Source organism: Waddliaceae bacterium (assembly GCA_018694295.1).
In the GTDB taxonomy this organism is placed as follows: domain Bacteria; phylum Chlamydiota; class Chlamydiia; order Chlamydiales; family JABHNK01; genus JABHNK01.
In genome coordinates this window covers 20,649-40,116 of the sequence record JABHNK010000004.1, presented here as the reverse complement: position 1 = coordinate 40,116, position 19,468 = coordinate 20,649, and the positions used below count along the sequence as shown (strand labels likewise).

Below are 19,468 nucleotides of genomic sequence, written 5' to 3'. Positions count from 1 at the left end.
CATATCCAGTCGGCTTCGAGCTCTTCGCGGCATGATAGACACGACGCTTGTCCGATCTCATGCCAGTGGTCTTTGCGGTGATATAGAATCTGACATATTATTACGAAAACAGGTATCGATGTCGCTATCTGCTTGACGAGGAAGATAATACTCTTTTCCATATATGCCGTGATGGCAAGAGTGGAAAAACCCAAAAATAGAAGGATATGGTATATCATCGAAAGGTCACGAACCTCGCGGTGAAGATGTATCTTCCTGATCTGAAACCAGTAACTTACCGAAAGAGCAAAAATCGCTAACCATGATATTGATGTTATAATCATATAAGACTCCTAATTATCCATAATCTTTTATGTAACACAATAGCAGGCTTTACTGCAATTCTGAAATCCTACTCCGAATTCCGAGATCCTTGCTGAGTTCAATATCACAGGAAATCTGCTGCTGCAGCTGTGCTACGCTTTCAAAACGCTTTTCTTCCCTGATAAATTCTTTGATGGCAATCTCGATATCTTCACCATACAACGCTCCGACCTCTTCAAAGAAATGGACTTCTAGGATAGGCTGTGCAAGGCTTTTTATCGTAGGGGCTGTGCCGATATTTGCAATGCCATGGAGCTTCTCTCCATCGATAGTAGCCGTTATAGCATATACCCCACATGGCGGATGACAAAGCCCAGCGATGTCGAAGTTCGCCGTCTTATAGCCGAGGTGTGACCCCATGCCTTTTCCCTTTACTACGGTAGACCTAAGAGAATATCGCCTTCCGAGCATGATCTCGGCGACGCCGAGATCGCCAGATTGTATTGCCACACGAATACGCGAGCTAGAAATAGGAAGGCCGTCATAACATAGAGCATCGACGTCGACGACAGAAACGCCAAGCTTAAGGCCTAAAAGATGTAAGGCTTCTTTGCTGCAAGAATTCCCATGGCCAATATGAGCGTCGTAGCCGACGACGAGAGTAGAGAAAGAGACCCGCTTCTGTACCATGGCAAGGAAAGCTTCTGCAGAAAGATTCGCGATTTCATGCGTGAAAGGTATCGCTATAATAATGTCAATACCATGACGCTCTAAAAAAGAAATCCTGGAATCCAAAGAACAAAGAGCTTTGAGGTCGCTTTCAGGATGTAAAACACTGTAGGGATGGTTGGTGAAAGTTATAACAGCAGAAGTGCCACATAACTTTCCTAAGACTTTCTGATGTCCAAGATGTATGCCGTCAAAAGTCCCCACTGCAAGAGAAGAAACGGTAAGACCGTCGGGGATGTCGCTGAAACTATGATATATTTCCATCGTCATCTCCGATTATTATCAGACGCTGTGAGATGTCGTAGTCTTCATCTTTGATACACGACACTTCGACGCTGTTTTCTACGGAATATTCTCCGCAACGCGTCCTGCGCAGTGCTGTAAGGTGTGCGCCGCATCCTAGCATGTCTCCTAGGTCGTTGGCGATACTCCTTATATATGTCCCTTTGCTGCACTGCACGTGGAATGTCAGAATAGGGTATTGGTACGACAATATCTTCGTTGTAACGTCGATATTGTGCGGCTTCCTTTCTATCTCTTCACCTTTTCTTGCTAGCTCGTATAGCTTTTTCCCTCCGATTTTCTTCGCCGAGAACATAGGGGGAATTTGTTGTATCGTCCCTTGAAAACTACTGTCGACGGCTTTTTCGATGTCTTCTTTGATGGGGATGATGTCTGAATTTTTTGTTTCTTTGCCATCACAGTCATGGCTGTCGGTTGTAATGCCTAGACGCGCCGTAGCGATATATTCTTTTTCTCCAGCCATGATAGCGTCGGACATGCGTGTGTATTTTCTGCCGACGAGCATAACCATAAGGCCTGTAGCGAAGGGGTCTAGAGTGCCGGCATGGCCGATTTTTTTGACGTTGAGCTTGCGACGTAACATCCTGACGATGTCGAAAGACGTTATCCCTATGGGTTTGTCGACGAGGAGGATGCCTTCGATGTTATGATCCATACTTTTTATAACCTATTTATATTCTCGGGGTTCTAGGGGTGAAGCCCCTAGCCCGTCCTATTTCTTCTCTGTGTTCTCTGTGGCTCTGTGGTAAAATTCCTATTCCGAACGATGTTCTCTTTCGGCGGTGATTTTCGATATGATGTCATCGATGTGCATATGCTTCTCGGAGGCGTCGTCGATTTTGAAGGCAAGCTCCGGAAAAAAGTGCAGTGACACCTTCTTAGAGGAATTTACAGCGATGAAACCCGCCGCTGATGTCAGAGCTTCTAATGCCATGGATTTTTCTTCTGCGTCGCCGATGATGCTGACATATACCTTGGCATGATGTAAGTCTTTAGAGACGTCGACATGTGTTATGGTAAGAAGCTTGTCAGAAAGAAGAGGGTGCTTGACGTTTTTGTTGATGACATCAGAGATGACTTCTTTTAGTAGGGAGTTTATTTTGTTGATACGTCGTATTGTCATGGTAATAAAAAAGTGTTATTATAGTTCTTGAGGCGTTTCGATAATGTTGAAAGATTCGACGATATCGCCGACATTAGCATCGTTGTAGCCGTTGAAAAGGATACCACATTCGAAGCCGCTAGATATGTCTTTGACGTCGTTCTTCTCACGTTTTATCGAAGACATACGGCCTTTCCATATCTCTTCACCAGCGCGGAGGATACGTACACCGTTGTTACGATGTATTGTCCCTTCGTTAACCATGCATCCTGCGATGACGCCAAGGTGCGAGGATTTGAACGTCGCTATGACTTCCGCAGCGCCGGTATTTTTCTCCTCGACAAGAGGAGGTAATAGCGCTGTAAGAATAAGTTTGGTGTCGTCGACAGCATGATATATAATGTCGTGGAGACGTACCGTTACCTTCATCTGTTTGATTAGGCTGTCGGCATGGCTCTCAATCTGCGTGTGGAAGCCTATGATGGTAGAATCTGAGGCGGCAGCAAGCTCGATGTCAGACTCAGCAATTTCCCCTACAGCATCAGAGACGACGTTGACTTCTGCTTTGTCGGAATCTATGCCAAGGAGTGACTGCTTAAGAGCTTCGAGAGACCCTTGGGTGTCGGCGCGAAGTATTACGTTTAAGATCTCTTTAGGAGTCTTAGTGGCATCGTGGTCCATGATGCTCTCAAGGGAGCGCTGCGATTTCTGATATAGCGACTTCTCGCGTTTCTCGGAAGCACGGACTTCGGCGATAGCACGCGCTTCGCGTTCGTTGGCAACGACGATAAACTCACTGCCAGCTTCTGGAAGGTCTGAAAGGCCTGCAACTTCTACAGCGCCAGAAGGGCCGATGTCATTGCATTCGACGCCAAGGGCATCGTGCATAGTCTTTATACGTCCCCATTGGTGTGAGAAGACGACAGCATCGCCTTTCTTCAGGGTGCCATTTTGGACGAGTAGCGTCGCTGTAGCGCCCAAACCTTTGTGCATCTCAGACTCTATGACAGAGCCACGAGCACGCCCGTCGGGGCTGGCTTTTAGTTCTAGAACTTCGGCTTGTAATGCTACCATCTCAAGAAGGGCGTCGACGCCTTCGCCAGTGACAGCAGAACAGTTTATTGTTATAGTACCACCTCCCCACGCTTCTGGAAGAAGCTCGTTGTCGGAAAGCTGACGGTATACCGTCTCGGCATCGAAGTTCGGCTTGTCGCTCTTGTTAATGGCGACGACGATGGTAACACCGGCTTCTTTTGCGTGGTTTAACGCCTCGACAGTCTGCTGTCTGATGCCTTCGTCGCCGGCGATGACAAGGATGACGATGTCGGTGATGACGGCACCGCGGGCACGCATAGAAGAGAATGCTTCGTGGCCAGGAGTGTCGATGATGGTGATGTCGCCAGCAATGGTGTTGCATGAGAAAGCACCGATATGCTGCGTTATGGCACCTTTCTCACCTTCGATGATGTTACTCTTCCTTATAGCATCGATGAGGCTTGTCTTGCCATGGTCAACATGGCCCATAAAAGTTACTACAGGAGGACGGATGATGAGATTAGCATCATCGGTTTCGGAAATCTCTTCGTTGACAGTCTTGTCAGTGATACGTATGCGCTCCTCTTCGGAGGAATCGATGGTGATCTCACAGTCGAACTCACTTCCGATGAGCTGTATCGTTGTTTCGTCGTCGAGAACGTCGTTGAGAGTAACAGTCATACCTTGCATGAATAACGATGATATTATCTCTGAAGATTTTATCTTCAAAGCAATGGCGAGGTTCTTTATAGAGATGGGAAGGCGTAATTCTAGCTCTTTTGGACGTACAGGGGCGATCTCTTCGTACGAAGACGATTTTTTGCCCCTACGCTGACGACGCCATTTCTGGCTTTCGTCGCCGCCTTTGAAGTTATAACGGCGGTCTTTAGCGGTGAAAGGACGTAACGTTGTGCTGCGACGTACAGGATACTCTTTATTATCGTTGGCTTTCTTCGCTGGCTCGACAGAAGCGACAACATTAGTAGTGTTGTTTTTATTCGGTGTCGTCTTCTTCTTTGCAGCAGCCTTCTTCTTATCATCAGAGGCTTTCTTGGCAGCCTCTTCTTCTTTTTTCTTTGCCTCGTTGCGGAGATCTTTAATATGTTTCCCAGTAGGGCCAAAAAGACGGGGACGCGCAGCGATAATTTTTTTTGCAGGAAGAGGCTTCTCTTTCTCTTTCTCTTTCTCTTTTTTTGAAGGCTTGGTTGTTGGCGCAGGAGGTTCTTCAACGGCCTGAGGCTCTTCGACGTCCTGAGGCTCTTCCACAATCTTATCAACTTCTGGGACGACTTCTTCTACAGAAGGCTCAGGGGCTTCTTCGACGACAGCATCGACCTCTTCTTCGACAGCAGAAATCACATCGATTTCTTCGACGACGACGACTTCTTCTTCGACAGGAGCGATAACGACAATCTCTTCTTCGTGAGCGAAAGCGGACTTCTTCTTGGCACGGACGAGACGCTTTTTAGGCTGCTCAGCGTCTTCGGCGCTTTTCTTCGCAGCAGCAGCGGCCGCCGCTGAAGGAGTGATTTTTGCTGTCTTCTTCGAAGCCTTGACTGTTTTCTTTGCAGCGTCTTTTTTCTTGGAAGCAGCGGAAGACTTGCCGAGAGCTTTGGCAAGCTGCGGATTTTTAATGTTGAGTTTTAGCTTCAGTTTCTTTGCCAAGAATCTATGTCCTTTGTTGAATTATTAGGTCTATTATCTCGTCAGCAAGCTCTAGGCTTATCCCAGGGATCGCAACGAGTTTGTCGGCGTCGGCTTCGAGGACTTTACGCATCGTGTCATAGCCATCACGTATCATATTCTCGATAACGAGAGTGTTGATGTCTTCCATGGAGAGAGGCTCGTCGAGGAAAGCAGAGTCGCCTTCAAGAAGTTCTGCACGAAGAAGGCCTTGCCTTTTGTGGTAGTCAGAGATTTTCTGTGCGTCGATATTATAGCCGATAAGCTCTTGAGTGAGACGAGTGTTCATACCATAACGACCCAAAACCTTGGCGAGATTGTCGTCATCGACGACGATGGTGATCACCTCGCTTTTCTTGTCGACAGACATCCTCAAAATCTCAATAGGATCGAGAGAACGGTGAAGAAGCTCTATAGGGTCTTCGCTGTAAGTGACGATGTCGATCTTCTCGTTGTTGAGCTCGTATATGACGTTCTTGACGCGGCTGCCGCGCATCCCAACACAAGCACCAACAGGGTCGACTTTATTGTCGGTAGTCTTTACGGCAAGCTTAGTACGATACCCAGCTTCACGGACGATCTTTTCAATACTAACAATGCCATCACTAAGCTCAGGGACTTCTTGGATGAAAAGTTGATGGACGAATTCAGGACTCGACCGTGATAAAACAACTTCGGCACCGCCATTCTCGGTGTCCTGGACGTCGACGAGGAGAGCACGAAGCTTGTCGCCGACATTGTACCGTTCACTACGAGGGTATTCCTTAGTAGGAAGGATCGCTTCGACTTTTCCGAGATCGACGACGATGTTAGAGCCCCTAACGAACCTCTTGACAGTGCCGCTGATGATCTCATTGCGACGGTGACGATATTCTTCGTATATGACATTACGCTCTGCACCACGAAGCTTCTGCGTGATGATCTGACGAGCCTTCTGCGCAGCAATGCGTCCGAAGTCCTCGGAAGGAGTGATGATACAGTCGATATATTCGTCGATAGCACAGTCAGGGTCAAGGTCGCGGGCACCTTCGATAGATATCTCAAGAGAAGAATCTTCGACTTTTTCGACGATCTTTTTCTCGCAAAGCATCTCGATATCACCGGTTTTATCGTCGATGGTTATGGCGATATTGGCAGAATCTTCCATGTCTTTCATAGCAGCAACACGTAGAGATTCTACGATCGCTTCGATGATGACATCGCGTTTTATGCCTTTCTCACGTTCCATATATTCAAAGATGGCAATGAGGTCTTTATTCATTAAATACTCTTAAAGTTATAGTTTTTATCGTTATTTTTCTTCAGAGGCTTCTTCGGTAGAAGGAGCTTCTTTTTTCTTCGTAGTTGCTTTCTTCGTAGTGGCTTTCTTTGTAGTAGCCTTCTTCGTAGTAGCTTTCTTCGTAGTAGCTTTTTTCGCTGTTTTCTTTTCTTCAGCTACTTTTTTTTCTTCTTCGACGACGACAACTTCTTCAGCATCGGAAGCTTCAACAACTTCTTCTTCTACGGCTTCCTCTTTTTCAGGAAGTCCTATGACAATATCGTCATGGTCGATGTCAGAAACGCCGACGAGATATTCTTTGATAGAAAGAGCGATCTTCTTATGCTCGGGGTCGATCTTGATAACCTTTGCAGTGATATCGTCGTCTTTACTGATGACGTCTTCGACTTTGCCGAAAGGAGTGTCGGAGAGCTCGGTAACATGGATTAAACCTTCGATGCCGTTCTCAAGCTTTACGAAAGCACCAAAACCGGTGATCTTCGTGACAGTGCCTTTGACGATAGAACCTATAGGAGTAGTCTCTTCGATAGACTCCCAAGGATTTCTCTCGAGCTGTTTCACTCCTAATGTTATCTTCTTGCTGTCCTTGTCGACAGAGAGGATGACAGCTTCGACAACGTCGCCTTTCTTAAGGATCTCGGAAGGATGTGACACCTTCTTGATCCAGCTGAGGTCGGAGATGTGGATGAGTCCGTCGATGCCGGGCTCTAGCTCGACGAAAGCACCATAGTTTGTAAGGCTGCGGATCTCAACCTTTACGGTGTCGCCAGCAGGGTATTTCTTGTCAACGCCTTCCCAAGGGTTGTCTTCAAGCTGCTTCATGCCAAGAGATATCTTGCCTTCTTCTTTCTGTATGCCAAGGACTACAACGTCGACTTCGTCGCCTTTGTTGACGACCTTCGAAGGGTCGCTGACATTTTTTGTCCAAGACATCTCGGAGACGTGGATTAGACCTTCGATTCCTGGCTCTATCTCGATGAAAGCACCATATGGAAGGAGGTTTACCACCTTTCCAGTGATACGTGTGCCTACAGGGAACTTCTCTTCTATAGCATCCCAAGGGTTTTGATCCTTCTGCTTAAGACCAAGAGCAATGCGTCCTTTCTCTTTGTCGATGCCAATGACTTTGACTTCGAGTTCTTGACCAATCTCGACAAGTTCGGAAGGATGACGTATACGCTTCCATGACATGTCGGTGATATGTAGAAGACCGTCGAGGCCGTCGAGTTCTAGGAAGACGCCGAAGTCAGTGATGTTTTTGACGACGCCTTTGCATATGTCGCCTTCTTTAATATTCTCAAGGAGTTCCTGCTTCTTAGCAAGACGCTCGAGTTCTAGAAGTTCACGACGTGATACTACGACGTTCTTGCGGTCGATGTTTATCTTAAGAATCTTGAAGTCGTAGGTCTTGTCGAGGTATTCGTCGAGGTCTTTGATGCGTTTGTTGTCGATCTGTGATCCTGGAAGGAAGGCTTCCATTCCGATGTCGACCATAAGACCACCTTTGACCTTACGGATTATCTTACCTTTGACGATAGAGCCTTCTTCGCAGTGCTCGAGGATATATTCCCACTGTCGCTGACGCTCAGCACGTTCGCGTGACAACGATATCTGTCCGTGGTTGTTTTCTATTTCGTTGAGATATACTTCGACTTCGTTGCCGATAGCAAGGTTTTCATGGTCGGAGAATTCGCTTATCGATACAAGTCCTTCGGATTTGAGGCCTACATCGATGATGACAAAATCTTTGGTGATGTCGATGATAGTACCTTTTAATATAGAACCAGGAGTGAAATCACGCTTTTCTTCATCTTCAGAACTACCAGTGTAGTTTAGAAGATCTTTAAAAGCATCGGCGTCTTCTTGTTGGTAATTGATGTCATTGATAACGTTCTCTTCTGACCATGTATGTGTTGTCATAGTGTTTTTCTTTTTTGTTGTTGATGCCACTCTAAACGAAAAGAGCGACAAAGGTTTAAACTCGATTAATAAAAGAATCAAATTTTACGATATATCATAAAATATTGCAAGAGATAAGAATATAGAATCATCTAGCTATAAAATATTTCCTTGAAAAGAAGGCTAATGTCGCTATTACAGGGCCCCATATTGCTATTAAAGGGGAGACCACCATGTTGTCACCAAAAACAAACCCCGCATCGATGATGGTTTTAAAGCCAAGGATCCCGAAGATCCCTAAGGTGTAGATGAAGAAGACGGGAAGGTCGCGGCGGAAGCGTATACAGAAAGGAGCAGGACCTATGACGGCGAGGATACACATCAATGGCATCGCGAGTTTAAGGAAAAGTGCCGTCTTTATCTGTGCTTTTTTCTCGGGAGAAGCCTTGTCTTCGGCATCGGCGATGAATAGCTGTGATATCGACTGCTCTTTGTATGGTATCACCGAAGATCGAAGGTCTTCTTCGTCGAAATGCATGTCAGGGAAAAGCATCTCCAGAAATCTTTCCTCTTGAGTGATGAAACCATCGTCGCCGGTAAAGTGGCTGACATTGTAGCCGCGTGGTGTAGCTTCATAAGGAAGAAGGTGCTTTATACGATATATATCCGACGAAGAGCGCACCCAATAGACGTCATAGAAACGTTGATGCGCAGGGTCATAGTTTTGATATATTATCTTACTATTGTCGGGAAGGATAAGGTCGTTGACAGAAAGAGCGAGTTTTTTCTTGTCGGCAGGGTCGTTGAAATAGTCGTCTTCGAAGACTTGAAGATGTAGAGTGGCTTTAGGGATGATATATTCGTAGTTGAAGAAAAGCGACAGCATGAAGATGACGGCGACGAAGAAAAAAGGTCGCATCAGCATCTTGATAGAAATCCCGCCAGCCTGCAGAGCAAGAAGTTCCCTGTTAACATTTAAGGAACACAACACCTTAATGACAGCAAGGACTATAGCAAAAGGAATAAGGATAGGAACTCTATAAGAAAATTGATATAGGTAATACTGTACAAGTTCTTTTAATGGAGTGTCGAAGAGGAAAAAACTCTTGGTATGCGTCGAATAGTCTATGAAGATAAAAAGCAGGTAGAAAGCTGCAAGGAAGAAGAAAAAGATCTTCAGAATTTCTTTAAGGACATATCGTTCCCAAATCTTAGAGAAAATCATTCTATCCCCCTTGTAATACGACTTAGCGTCCAGAACGACAGCGCGATTATGATGATATGAGGGACAAGATACAGCGTCGCGGAGATGCCGAAGAAGCTTCCGAGACTCATCGCTGCGAAGAAGGCAGCGAGGTATAACGTCGCAAGAGCGATGACGACGGCTATGCCACGACGCGAAGGATTTCTGCCGATATCGACGCCGAACGCCGCTCCCATAAAAGTGAAGGTGAAAACCGCTATCGCTACCGACACCCTTCGTAATATCTCCGAGAGTATCTTTGAGAAGTCAGAATTTGAAAGACTTTTAAAGAAAGAAACGCTTTCGTAAGCTCCGTCATCGTGCGATGACGATGCCTTACGCAAAACTTCGAGTTCCTCGCGGGCCTTTATGATAAGAAAACGTAACGATAGATGGTCGTTGTTGAGTCTCCAGCCTTCGCTGTTCATAAAAAGAGAGAACTCCTCGATAGGGTTGGAGAAAGATCCGATATTTTCGATGACGAAAGGGTCGAAATCATAGTCTCCACCATCGGAAGAATGGGAGATGATAGTGACATTGTCACCGCCTAACGTAGAATCTTTGGAGAAGAACCGCTTCGCTGCCATAAAATAAAGGCGGCTGTTATGTTTATTCTTCATCGCGAAGATGACATCGTGGGCCTCTTCGCCAGGAGATAACGCCCCCAAAACATTGACATAAGCGCCACGCGCCCTCAAAAGATGCGAGTTCTGAAGAAGAAGGATAGGGTTTACGGATTTCATCTCATTTTTCATCCTACGAGTCGAAAGATGGGAGAACGTCGAAAGCTCGGAGATGATATAGAAGTTCCCCAATGCTAAGATGCTTCCAGCGATGACAATAGGCGCTACGATGTTTTTAAGGCTGTTGCCAGCAGCACGCAAAGCAGCAAGCTCGTGGGTGTTGGAAAGGTTTTTGAAGAGGATAATAGAAGCGATAAGACATGAAATAGGAACGGCGATAGGAAGAATGTACGGAAGCTGAAACAATGCAAACATGATGACGTCAAAGAACGAAGCTCCAAGGGTAGCAAACTGCGCCACCTCGTCAAGACGTGTGACGAGGAGTAAGATAATAAAAGCCACGATAGAAAGAGTGAATATCTTTAAATAATGACCAAGAAGATAGCGCCATAAAATAGGCATATAAGACCATGTATTTATATAAAAACAGCACTATACACGAAAATTATATGTTATCGCCAATGTTTTTTTGTCGACGATTCAAAAACGATAGATACTCTATTGTTTGATAGGGTTTCCGTCACGGTCAAATTTTTGTTCTGTGCCAGGAGAAATTATCCGAAACAAACGTTCAGCTTTTAATTGTTTTGGTCGAATTTTGGGTTGATTAGAGACTCTTGATTCAAGAGTAGTAGTTGGTTCGGTGGCAATCATTGTTGGTGGAGTAGGAACAGTAGGCTTTGGTGGAGGATTAGCAGGTCTTGACGGCGGAGTAGGAAAAGTATGACTTGGCTAGGAACTATCAGGTCGTGGTGGTGTGCGATTAGGCGCTGGTGAAATATTCATATTTGTTATTATATTTTTTGTTTTTTAATATTATGTGGTAAAAATTGTAACATATCAAAATCAAAAACACAAGTAGATAGAATAGGCTTGGTGGCAATCACGGGCTATGGTAAAGAACAGGTTTTTAACCCATGATTGATGCCCACCCTCTCCCATAAGATTTTTGTAGTGATATAATTATAAACATGCTAAAAACAATAGTTGTACTATAGGAGAAAAGCTATGGAAAAAGAGTGGTTCATAAAGATTGATGGTGAAAAACAGGGGCCTTATAGCATAGAAGAGCTGAAAGTACATCCTCTAGTAACACCAGACACCTTAGTACGACGTAAAAGCGAGAAACAATGGGTCCCCGCTGGGAAGGTTGAAGAATTGAGAGACGTCTTCCGCGACGAAGGCATCCCAGAAGATAAAAAAGAACCTTCTATCGACGAATATCTTTCTGTCGACAAAAGCAAAGGCGTCCTCGCCGTAGATTTTCACAATAATAACAGGATATACTGGATAATAATACTCGTCTTAATTATCATATATGTCTTATATAGAATGAATTAATAAATACTATGAATATAGAGAACGAGTTCAAAGAATTCCTTGACGAAAATATCGACGTAGGCGCCGCGGTTCTTGTCGGCTTCTCCGGCGGTGCAGACTCTTTGGCGTTACTACACCTCCTTATGCATTACAGCGAAAAATATCGCCTAACAGTACACGTCGCACACGTAGATCATCGCTGGCGTGAAGAAAGCGACAAAGAGGCCGCATCCCTACGCGACATGGTCGAAGGATATGGCATGACGTTTCACCTGAAAGTCCTAGACCCCAAAAAACTCACAGGAAACCTCGAAGCGGCATGCCGTGACGAACGGATACAGTTCTTCAGCGATCTTTGCAAAGAACACGACCTCTCAGGAGTTTTCCTAGGACATCACAGCGACGACCAAGCTGAGACGGTGCTTAAGCGTATCTTCGAAGGATCCTTCATAACGAATATCTCAGCACTTGCTCCCGTTGCCAATATCTTCGGACTAACAGTATGGCGTCCATTAATTACCGTTCCGAAGAAGGAAATATGCCGGTGGATAGAAAAACAGGTGCTGAAACCTATAGAAGATACCACCAACGCCGACACGCGATATACAAGAGCGCGTATGCGTCATAATATCATTCCACAACTCGAAGAACAGTTCGGAAAAGAGATATCAGGGAATATATGCCACCTCGCCGAAGAAGCTCGCGAGACGAAAGAGCTCTTAGAAGAGGAAATAGCACCAATACTCGCGAAGAAAAAATCTTCGCCACTGGCGACATGGATAGACCTCACTACAGCAGAGAAAACACCACACATAATACTAACGTACCTACTACGTAAAATGTGTAATGTCAAAGACCACCACCTCACACGCGATATGGCGAAAACATTGGTTAAAGCAATAACGACGAAGAAAGCTGGTATCACGATATTCGTAGGGACGCGTACAATCATCGCCGATAGGGGACACCTATTTATTATGGAAGGTAGCAATAAAGGAATTTCTGGGAAGCTACCATTGATACAAGGGCAACAGCGCTATGGCAATATTAATGTTACAGTGAAAAAAGCAAAGACTTCAGAGCATAAGAAATCTTCGTGGAAGGACCTGTGGAGCGATGAAGGGGCTACCGTTGTAGTGCCACAAGGTGACTACACCATCGGCATCGCAGATACTACAGAACAATATCCGCGGACATCGCCGATAAAAAAGCTGTGGACAAATAGAAAGGTTCCAGCGTTCCTCCGTGATAAAGTTCCGGTACTATATAAGGATGGCATTATATACCACGACTTCCTTTCAGGAGAAAAAATAGAGAATAACGAAGAAAGCAATGATATGATAACAGTTGCCATCAAAGCTTGATAGCCAATGAATATTATGATAATATAAAAAATAACCAAAAAATAAAATAATATAGGGAATAGTAGATATGGCAGGGGAAAAGAAGCAAGACAACAAAAAGAATATGCCTGGCGGATTGTTATTCTTCATAATAATAACTATCCTTATCGTTATGGTGGTACAGACTAGCCTCGGCGATAAGAAAGCAAACGTTGCCTTTAGTCACCAGGTCGAGCACCTCGTAAACCTTGAGCTCGTACAAGACGATATGAGCAAAAAAGTTGCGATAGGTAGCGACAACCTCGTAACCTTCTCAGGGAAGTTCCGCGAGATGACAACCGAAGAAGGTGAGAAGCGTTTTGTATATCTCAAGTCCCTAGACATACGCCATGCCCTAGCAGATAAAAACGAGATGCTTTCGTACGACCTCGATGCTTATAAAGAAGAAGCGAAGAAAGCAGCAGAGACATTCCTGATGTTGATAGGGAGGTCCACAGGAAAAGAAGGATATACCGTCGTCGGTGATGGATACGACACCCAAGGAAGAGACAACAGCATAATAATCGAAAAACTTTCCGATAGCGAAAATATAAACCTCTACGACCTAAGAAAAGAATACCCTAGCATAAAGAAGGCTTCACAAGAAAAATATAAAGAGTTCGTCGAGAAAGTCGGTGCATTAGTAGCAAACTTCCGCGCACCAATACTCGGCATCGGCGATGAAGCGATAAAAGAGAAACTTTCTGCCCTCGCCGATGATGCCAACAACGCTATCACCGCCGAAGAGCATGGCAACATCCTCGATACACTACAAGATATCGCTACGACAATAGAAATAAGCGACAATGGCGTACGACTATACGCTCTGCGTAGCGTGCGCTCATACGTCGATGTCCTTAAAGATTTCACCCTAATCGCCATCGATATCGCTGACAACGCTGAAAAGCTAGCAAAAACACGCGACGATGTCGACGATGTTGTATGGTTTTTCAACGACGATGAGCTTTCAACACGCGCATTAGAACGACAAGACCCCGATGAATACAAAAGATGGTTCGCCAACGCCGAAGAAGAATGGAATGAGTTCGATACAAACATGGGAGCGATATTTAAAGCACCAGACCAGGCGCGAAATATCGTCCTAGACAAGAAATTCAAAAGCGAACCGCCAGCACCGAATTACTTCAGCTATATCTTTACAGTATTGCCGATAGTACTAGTACTGCTACTACTATACTTCGTCTTCGCAAGACAGATGAAAGGTGGTATGGGCGGCGGAGCAGGAGGAGCGATGAGCTTCGGGAAATCTCCAGCAAAACTACTAACCAAAGACGACAACAAAGTAACTTTCGTCGACGTCGCAGGCATCGAAGAAGCTAAAGAAGAACTAGAAGAAATAGTAGAATTCTTGAAAAATCCAGGGAAATTCACCTCGCTAGGAGGACGTATTCCAAAAGGTGTGCTATGTATAGGAGCACCAGGGACAGGAAAAACACTAATCGCTAAAGCCGTAGCAGGAGAAGCCGATAGGCCGTTCTTCTCAATATCAGGCTCGGACTTCGTAGAGATGTTCGTCGGCGTAGGAGCCAGCAGAATACGCGATATGTTCGCACAAGCGAAGAAAAACGCACCTTGTATAGTCTTCATCGATGAGATCGACGCCGTAGGACGACACCGCGGATCAGGGATAGGCGGCGGACACGACGAACGGGAACAGACACTAAACCAGCTGCTAGTAGAGATGGATGGCTTCAACACCGGCGAAGGCGTCATCATCATGGCAGCGACGAATAGACCCGACGTCCTCGACAAAGCTCTGCTGCGTCCAGGACGCTTCGACAGAACGATATATATCGACCTTCCCGATATAAAAGGAAGATACGAGATACTTAAAGTCCATGCTCGTAAAATAAAACTCGACCCGGAACTTGACCTCATGATTCTAGCACGCGCTACACCAGGATCGTCGGGAGCAGATCTCGAGAATATGCTCAACGAAGCAGCACTGCTAGCAGCACGTAAAGGACGTAAAGCGGTAACACAACAAGAGACGACAGAAGCCGTCGATAAGGTACGCTTCGGAAAAGAACGCCGTAGCCTAGAACTCGACGAAGAAGAGAAAAAGACTACAGCATACCACGAGTCGGGACACGCCATCGTAGGCCTTACAGTAGAACACGCCGACCCTATAGAAAAAGTTACGATAATACCACGAGGACCGTCGCTAGGAGCTACACACTTCTTACCAAAAAAGAACCGCGTAAGCTACTGGAAGAAAGAGCTCACCGACCAGCTAGCCGTCTTTATGGGAGGACGCGTAGCAGAAGAACTCTTCCTTGGAGATATCTCCAGCGGAGCACAGCAAGATATCAAAGAAGCAACGAGGCTTGCTCATAACATGGTATGCAGCTGGGGGATGAGTGATGAGATGGGAGCGATATCATACGCCGACAATATGCAAGAATCAAAGTATATGGGGATACCAGGGTCGTACCAGAAACATTACTCCGAAGTGTCTGCACAGAAAATCGACAACGAAGTGCGTAAGATAATAGAAGCTTCATACGACCGCGCAAAGAAGATAATAAAAAGCAATAAAACACAGCTAGAACTTATGGCGCAGATGCTTATCGAGTTCGAGACCGTCGATGCCGAAGATTGCAAGAAAATCCTCGATGGAACATGGGATTCTAAAGAAAAAGAAGGACGCCTGAAAAAAGCTGCAGAGCTTCATAAAGGACCGAAACCACCAACACCACCACCACCGCCTAAAGACGACGAGAAAAAAGACGAAGAGAATCCCGAAAAAGAAGAACAGAAATAGATGCACTACCCACAGCATATGCTTAAGCTTATAGCTTTCCTGAAAAAGCTCCCAGGCGTAGGAAATAAAACCGCCGAAAGGTTCGCCTTCACAATGCTGTCATGGCAACATGAACAGCTTAAAGATATGGGAACGTTTATCAGCGACGTCAAAGAACACCTGCGCTATTGTGAAGAATGCGGCGCCCTCATCGGCATCAAAGAACAATGCCCACTATGTACTAATGCCAATAGAGACAACGCCGCTATATGCATCGTCGCCACCGCTAAAGATATCTTCGCCATCGAAGATACAAGAGAATACAAAGGACTATACCACGTCCTCGGTGGTGTGCTTTCACCACTAGACGGCAACCACGTCGAACACCTGACAATACCAAAACTTCAAGAACGTATAGAAAAGCTCGGCGTCAAAGAGATTATTCTCGCCCTAGACTCTACACTAGAAGGCGACACCACAGCACTATATATAAAGAAAATTTTTAAAGATAAAAATATCAATATCTCAAGGCTAGCTTTCGGGATACCAATGGGAAGCGCGCTGGACTTCGTCGATGAAGGAACATTAACAAGAGCATTAGCAGGACGCAGGGAATTCTAGCATGGAATTGAAAATGGCCGTTGTGATAGCATAACCCTCTTCGATTATAGATAAAATATGACACACAAAAACAATATGAAAGCACGTATTATAGGAACAGGGTCATACCTCCCTAAAAAAGTCCTTACCAACAGCGATCTCGAAGAGATGGTTGATACCTCAGACGAATGGATAGTGTCGCGTACCGGCATGAAAGAACGTCGTATCGCCGAAGGAGAACATACCTCCGATATGGGCATCGCCGCCGCTAACGCCGCCCTCAAAGACGCAGGCATCGCCGCCGAAGATATCGATATCATCCTCGTCGCTACAATGACGCCAGACTATATAATACCAAACACAGCAGCACTTATACAGGCATCAGTAGGAGCAACACACGCCGCTGCCATCGATATGCAGGCAGCATGTTCAGGATACCTATACGGCCTAGCTATATCTAAAGCCTTCATAGAAGCAGGAATATACAAAAAGATCCTCCTCGTCGCTACAGAGAAAATGTCGTCGCTAGTAGACTATAACGACAGAACAACATGCATAATTTTCGGCGATGGCGCAGGAGCCGCAGTAATAACAAATGAAGGCGAAGGACTTCTCATCAACGACGTATGCCTTGGCGCCGATGGCAAACAGGCAGACCTCCTAACAGTCCCAGCAGGCGGCAGCAGACAGCCGTCCACAGAGACGACTACAGCACAAAAACTTCACTATATGCAGATGAACGGTAAAGAGACATTCAAACACGCAGTACGGCGCATGGAAGCGTCTTCAAGAGAATGCCTGGAAAAGAGCGGCCTAACAGAAGGTGACATCACATGGATGATACCACACCAAGCGAACCTTCGTATCATCGAAGCTATAGGGAAAAGATTAAAAATCGCTGACGAAAAGGTCTTCAAAACGGTACATAAATATGGCAATACCTCAGCATCATCAATAGCAATAGCACTAGACGAACTGCTAAAAGAAAAGAGCGTGTCTTCCAAAGATAATATCCTTATGACAGCCTTCGGAGCAGGGCTTACATGGGCGACGGCGATAGTGACGAGGACATAATCATGAAGAAAAATATCATATTCATCTTCCCTGGGCAAGGAGCGCAATACGTCGGCATGGGCAAAGACTTCGCCGAGAACTTCTCTATAGCACGCGAGACCTTAGAAGAAAGCGACGACATCCTAGGAACAAAACTCTCGAAGATAATCTTCGAAGGCCCCGAAGACACCCTTACAGCAACGAAAAACAGCCAGCCGGCAATGCTAGTAAACAGCATAGCATTGCTACGCACAATAAAAGAACAAATCCCCAGCCTTCTTCCATATATATGCTCGGGGCTAAGCCTAGGAGAATACTCAGCATTGGTGGCAGCAGAAAAAGTCACGTTCCACGAAGCCCTAAACCTCGTAAGATACCGCGGACAATATATGCACGAAGCTTGCGAGAAGACAAAAGGCTCGATGGCAGCAATACTAGGGCTCTATAGCGAAGATGTCGAGAAAATCGTCTCAGACCTCAATATCCCAGAAGACCTTTGGGTGGCAAACTACAACACACCAAAACAAATAGTGATATCAGGGACGGAAAAAGGCATCGACATCGCTAGCGCAGAAGCAAAACGCCGCGGCGCAAAAAAAGTCGTACCACTAAACATCCACGGCGCCTTCCACAGTGGACTCATGAAAGAAGCACAAGATAAGCTAGCATCAAAAATTGAAGATACACAATTCTCGACAAGCGAAATAAAAGTCGTTATGAACGTAACAGGAGATTTCGTAGAAAATATCGACGATATCAGAGAAAACCTTATAAAACAGGTGACAAACTCCGTACGCTGGCAGCAGGGGATACAAGCCATCGACGCTACAAAACCCGACCTGTATGTCGAGATAGGATGCGGCAAAACCCTCACAGCGATGAATAAACGTATAGGCGTCAGCGCTCCAACAGTAAACGTCGATAAGATCGAAGACCTAGAAAAACTAGCAAAGGCTCTGGAGGAATAATGAAGGTACTAGAAAATAAGACAGCGCTGATAACAGGAGGAAGCTCCGGCATCGGAAAAGCTATAGCAAAGACGTTTGTAGATAATGGAGCAAAAGTTATAATCCTCGACGTTAATACCGAAGCAGGAGAAAACACCGCTAAAGAACTAGGAGCCGCCTTCTATAAGGTCGATGTCGCCAAAACAAAAGATGTCGCCGATACTATAGCAAATATCATCGAAACACACGGCACCGTCGATATCCTCGTCAACAACGCAGGGATAACACGAGACAGCCTGATAATGCGTATGGACGAAGATCAGTGGGATAGCGTCATAGCAGTAAACCTCAAAGCCGTATATAATACGTGCAAAGCCCTAGCACGGCATATGATGAAAGCAAAAAACGGCGCCATAATAAATATAGCATCAGTCATAGGCCTTACAGGTAACGCCGGGCAGGCCAACTACGCCGCCTCGAAAGCCGGAGCTATCGGAGTGACAAAATCCCTGGCAAAAGAATTCGCAGCGAAAAACGTGCGCGTCAACGCCATAGCACCAGGGTTCATAAGGACGGCGATGACAGAAAAACTTACAGAACAACAAAAACAAGCAATACAACAAAAAATCCCTCTCGGAACGTTCGGCGAAGCCGAAGATGTCGCAAAAGCTGCGCTCTTCCTCGCAAGCGAAGACTCCCGGTATGTCACCGGACAAGTCCTCGTCGTCGACGGCGGGATGGTTATGTAGTTCGGAGTTCGGAGTTCGGAGTTCGGAGCTTAGAATATGAATATTTACTACTAATTATAAAAAAACAGGAGAAAAGAATACCATGACAATACAAGAAGAAGTTATCGATATCGTAGTAGAACAACTCGGCGTCGATAAAGCAGACGTTACAGAAGAAAAGTCGTTCATAGAAGACCTTAATGCCGACTCTCTCGACCTCACAGAGCTTATCATGACTTTCGAAGAAGTCTTCGAATTCGATATCTCAGAAGAAGACGCCGAAGGACTAAAAACCGTCGCTAGCGTAGTAGAATACGTCGAAAAGAAAAAAGCAGAATAAAAAACGGTAAATTAA

The 19,468-nt window shown here is 45.5% G+C and carries 17 protein-coding genes; 8 read left to right on the top strand and 9 right to left on the bottom strand.

Going from position 1 to position 19,468, the window contains the following annotated elements; all coding sequences use genetic code 11:
• From HN980_00395 to HN980_00355, 9 genes are all read right to left on the bottom strand, one after another.
• Window positions 1–323, bottom strand: a 323-nt coding sequence (locus tag HN980_00395; protein MBT6927946.1) for a PQ-loop repeat-containing protein, incomplete at its 3' end; no start/stop codon positions are given.
• A gap of 49 nt (window positions 324–372) precedes the next feature.
• Entirely contained in the window at window positions 373–1,296 is a 924-nt protein-coding gene (locus HN980_00390) for a bifunctional riboflavin kinase/FAD synthetase (protein MBT6927945.1), read from the bottom strand.
• Window positions 1,280–1,990, bottom strand: a complete 711-nt coding sequence (gene truB, locus HN980_00385) for a tRNA pseudouridine(55) synthase TruB (GenBank protein ID MBT6927944.1) — start codon at window positions 1,988–1,990, stop codon at window positions 1,280–1,282. The genes HN980_00390 and truB overlap by 17 nt, the downstream gene beginning before the upstream one ends.
• A 99-nt stretch (window positions 1,991–2,089) precedes the next feature.
• Complete coding sequence (gene rbfA, locus HN980_00380) at window positions 2,090–2,458, bottom strand: 30S ribosome-binding factor RbfA (protein ID MBT6927943.1); 369 nt, start codon at window positions 2,456–2,458, stop codon at window positions 2,090–2,092.
• Window positions 2,459–2,476: 18 nt separating this feature from the next.
• The gene (gene infB, locus HN980_00375; protein MBT6927942.1) at window positions 2,477–5,137 is read right to left on the bottom strand and encodes a translation initiation factor IF-2; all 2,661 of its coding nucleotides are present in this window, start codon (window positions 5,135–5,137) and stop codon (window positions 2,477–2,479) included.
• A 4-nt stretch (window positions 5,138–5,141) separates the two neighbouring features.
• Entirely contained in the window at window positions 5,142–6,416 is a 1,275-nt protein-coding gene (gene nusA, locus HN980_00370) for a transcription termination/antitermination protein NusA (GenBank protein MBT6927941.1), read from the bottom strand.
• Between the two features lie 30 nt (window positions 6,417–6,446).
• Window positions 6,447–8,354: a 30S ribosomal protein S1 gene (gene rpsA / locus HN980_00365; protein MBT6927940.1), complete on the bottom strand. Its 1,908-nt coding sequence runs from the start codon at window positions 8,352–8,354 to the stop codon at window positions 6,447–6,449.
• Window positions 8,355–8,481: 127 nt separating this feature from the next.
• Window positions 8,482–9,558: a YjgP/YjgQ family permease gene (locus HN980_00360; protein MBT6927939.1), complete on the bottom strand. Its 1,077-nt coding sequence runs from the start codon at window positions 9,556–9,558 to the stop codon at window positions 8,482–8,484.
• Window positions 9,555–10,721: a YjgP/YjgQ family permease gene (locus HN980_00355; protein ID MBT6927938.1), complete on the bottom strand. Its 1,167-nt coding sequence runs from the start codon at window positions 10,719–10,721 to the stop codon at window positions 9,555–9,557. Before HN980_00355 ends, HN980_00360 begins: the two co-directional genes overlap by 4 nt.
• Window positions 10,722–11,327: 606 nt before the next feature.
• Between HN980_00355 and HN980_00350 the strand changes: the two genes are divergently transcribed.
• From HN980_00350 to acpP, 8 genes are all read left to right on the top strand, one after another.
• Complete coding sequence (locus HN980_00350; protein MBT6927937.1) at window positions 11,328–11,660, top strand: DUF4339 domain-containing protein; 333 nt, start codon at window positions 11,328–11,330, stop codon at window positions 11,658–11,660.
• Window positions 11,661–11,668: 8 nt separating this feature from the next.
• On the top strand, window positions 11,669–13,003 hold the full coding sequence (gene tilS, locus HN980_00345) for a tRNA lysidine(34) synthetase TilS (protein MBT6927936.1): 1,335 nt from the start codon (window positions 11,669–11,671) through the stop codon (window positions 13,001–13,003).
• A 67-nt stretch (window positions 13,004–13,070) separates the two neighbouring features.
• Window positions 13,071–15,806, top strand: coding sequence for an ATP-dependent zinc metalloprotease FtsH (locus tag HN980_00340; GenBank protein ID MBT6927935.1), 2,736 nt, complete (start codon window positions 13,071–13,073; stop codon window positions 15,804–15,806).
• The gene (gene recR, locus HN980_00335) at window positions 15,807–16,406 is read left to right on the top strand and encodes a recombination protein RecR (protein MBT6927934.1); all 600 of its coding nucleotides are present in this window, start codon (window positions 15,807–15,809) and stop codon (window positions 16,404–16,406) included.
• Between the two features lie 75 nt (window positions 16,407–16,481).
• The gene (locus tag HN980_00330; GenBank protein ID MBT6927933.1) at window positions 16,482–17,459 is read left to right on the top strand and encodes a ketoacyl-ACP synthase III; all 978 of its coding nucleotides are present in this window, start codon (window positions 16,482–16,484) and stop codon (window positions 17,457–17,459) included.
• A 2-nt stretch (window positions 17,460–17,461) separates the two neighbouring features.
• On the top strand, window positions 17,462–18,406 hold the full coding sequence (gene fabD / locus HN980_00325) for an ACP S-malonyltransferase (protein MBT6927932.1): 945 nt from the start codon (window positions 17,462–17,464) through the stop codon (window positions 18,404–18,406).
• On the top strand, window positions 18,406–19,134 hold the full coding sequence (gene fabG, locus HN980_00320; protein ID MBT6927931.1) for a 3-oxoacyl-[acyl-carrier-protein] reductase: 729 nt from the start codon (window positions 18,406–18,408) through the stop codon (window positions 19,132–19,134). Before fabD ends, fabG begins: the two co-directional genes overlap by 1 nt.
• Before the next feature lie 82 nt (window positions 19,135–19,216).
• Window positions 19,217–19,453, top strand: coding sequence for an acyl carrier protein (gene acpP, locus HN980_00315; protein MBT6927930.1), 237 nt, complete (start codon window positions 19,217–19,219; stop codon window positions 19,451–19,453).
• The last annotated feature ends 15 nt before the right edge of the window (window positions 19,454–19,468 follow it).

Excerpts from the sequence above, each read along its gene's own strand:
- HN980_00340 (MBT6927935.1), top strand. The coding sequence starts at position 13,071 with ATGGCAGGGGAAAAGAAGCAAGACAACAAAAAGAATATGCCTGGCGGA.
- HN980_00330 (MBT6927933.1), top strand. The coding sequence starts at position 16,482 with ATGAAAGCACGTATTATAGGAACAGGGTCATACCTCCCTAAAAAAGTC.
- truB (MBT6927944.1), bottom strand. The coding sequence starts at position 1,990 with ATGGATCATAACATCGAAGGCATCCTCCTCGTCGACAAACCCATAGGG.
- nusA (MBT6927941.1), bottom strand. The coding sequence starts at position 6,416 with ATGAATAAAGACCTCATTGCCATCTTTGAATATATGGAACGTGAGAAA.
- fabG (MBT6927931.1), top strand. The coding sequence starts at position 18,406 with ATGAAGGTACTAGAAAATAAGACAGCGCTGATAACAGGAGGAAGCTCC.
- HN980_00350 (MBT6927937.1), top strand. The coding sequence starts at position 11,328 with ATGGAAAAAGAGTGGTTCATAAAGATTGATGGTGAAAAACAGGGGCCT.
- tilS (MBT6927936.1), top strand. The coding sequence starts at position 11,669 with ATGAATATAGAGAACGAGTTCAAAGAATTCCTTGACGAAAATATCGAC.
- recR (MBT6927934.1), top strand. The coding sequence starts at position 15,807 with ATGCACTACCCACAGCATATGCTTAAGCTTATAGCTTTCCTGAAAAAG.
- HN980_00360 (MBT6927939.1), bottom strand. The coding sequence starts at position 9,558 with ATGATTTTCTCTAAGATTTGGGAACGATATGTCCTTAAAGAAATTCTG.
- fabD (MBT6927932.1), top strand. The coding sequence starts at position 17,462 with ATGAAGAAAAATATCATATTCATCTTCCCTGGGCAAGGAGCGCAATAC.
- HN980_00390 (MBT6927945.1), bottom strand. The coding sequence starts at position 1,296 with ATGGAAATATATCATAGTTTCAGCGACATCCCCGACGGTCTTACCGTT.
- rpsA (MBT6927940.1), bottom strand. The coding sequence starts at position 8,354 with ATGACAACACATACATGGTCAGAAGAGAACGTTATCAATGACATCAAT.
- rbfA (MBT6927943.1), bottom strand. The coding sequence starts at position 2,458 with ATGACAATACGACGTATCAACAAAATAAACTCCCTACTAAAAGAAGTC.
- acpP (MBT6927930.1), top strand. The coding sequence starts at position 19,217 with ATGACAATACAAGAAGAAGTTATCGATATCGTAGTAGAACAACTCGGC.
- HN980_00355 (MBT6927938.1), bottom strand. The coding sequence starts at position 10,721 with ATGCCTATTTTATGGCGCTATCTTCTTGGTCATTATTTAAAGATATTC.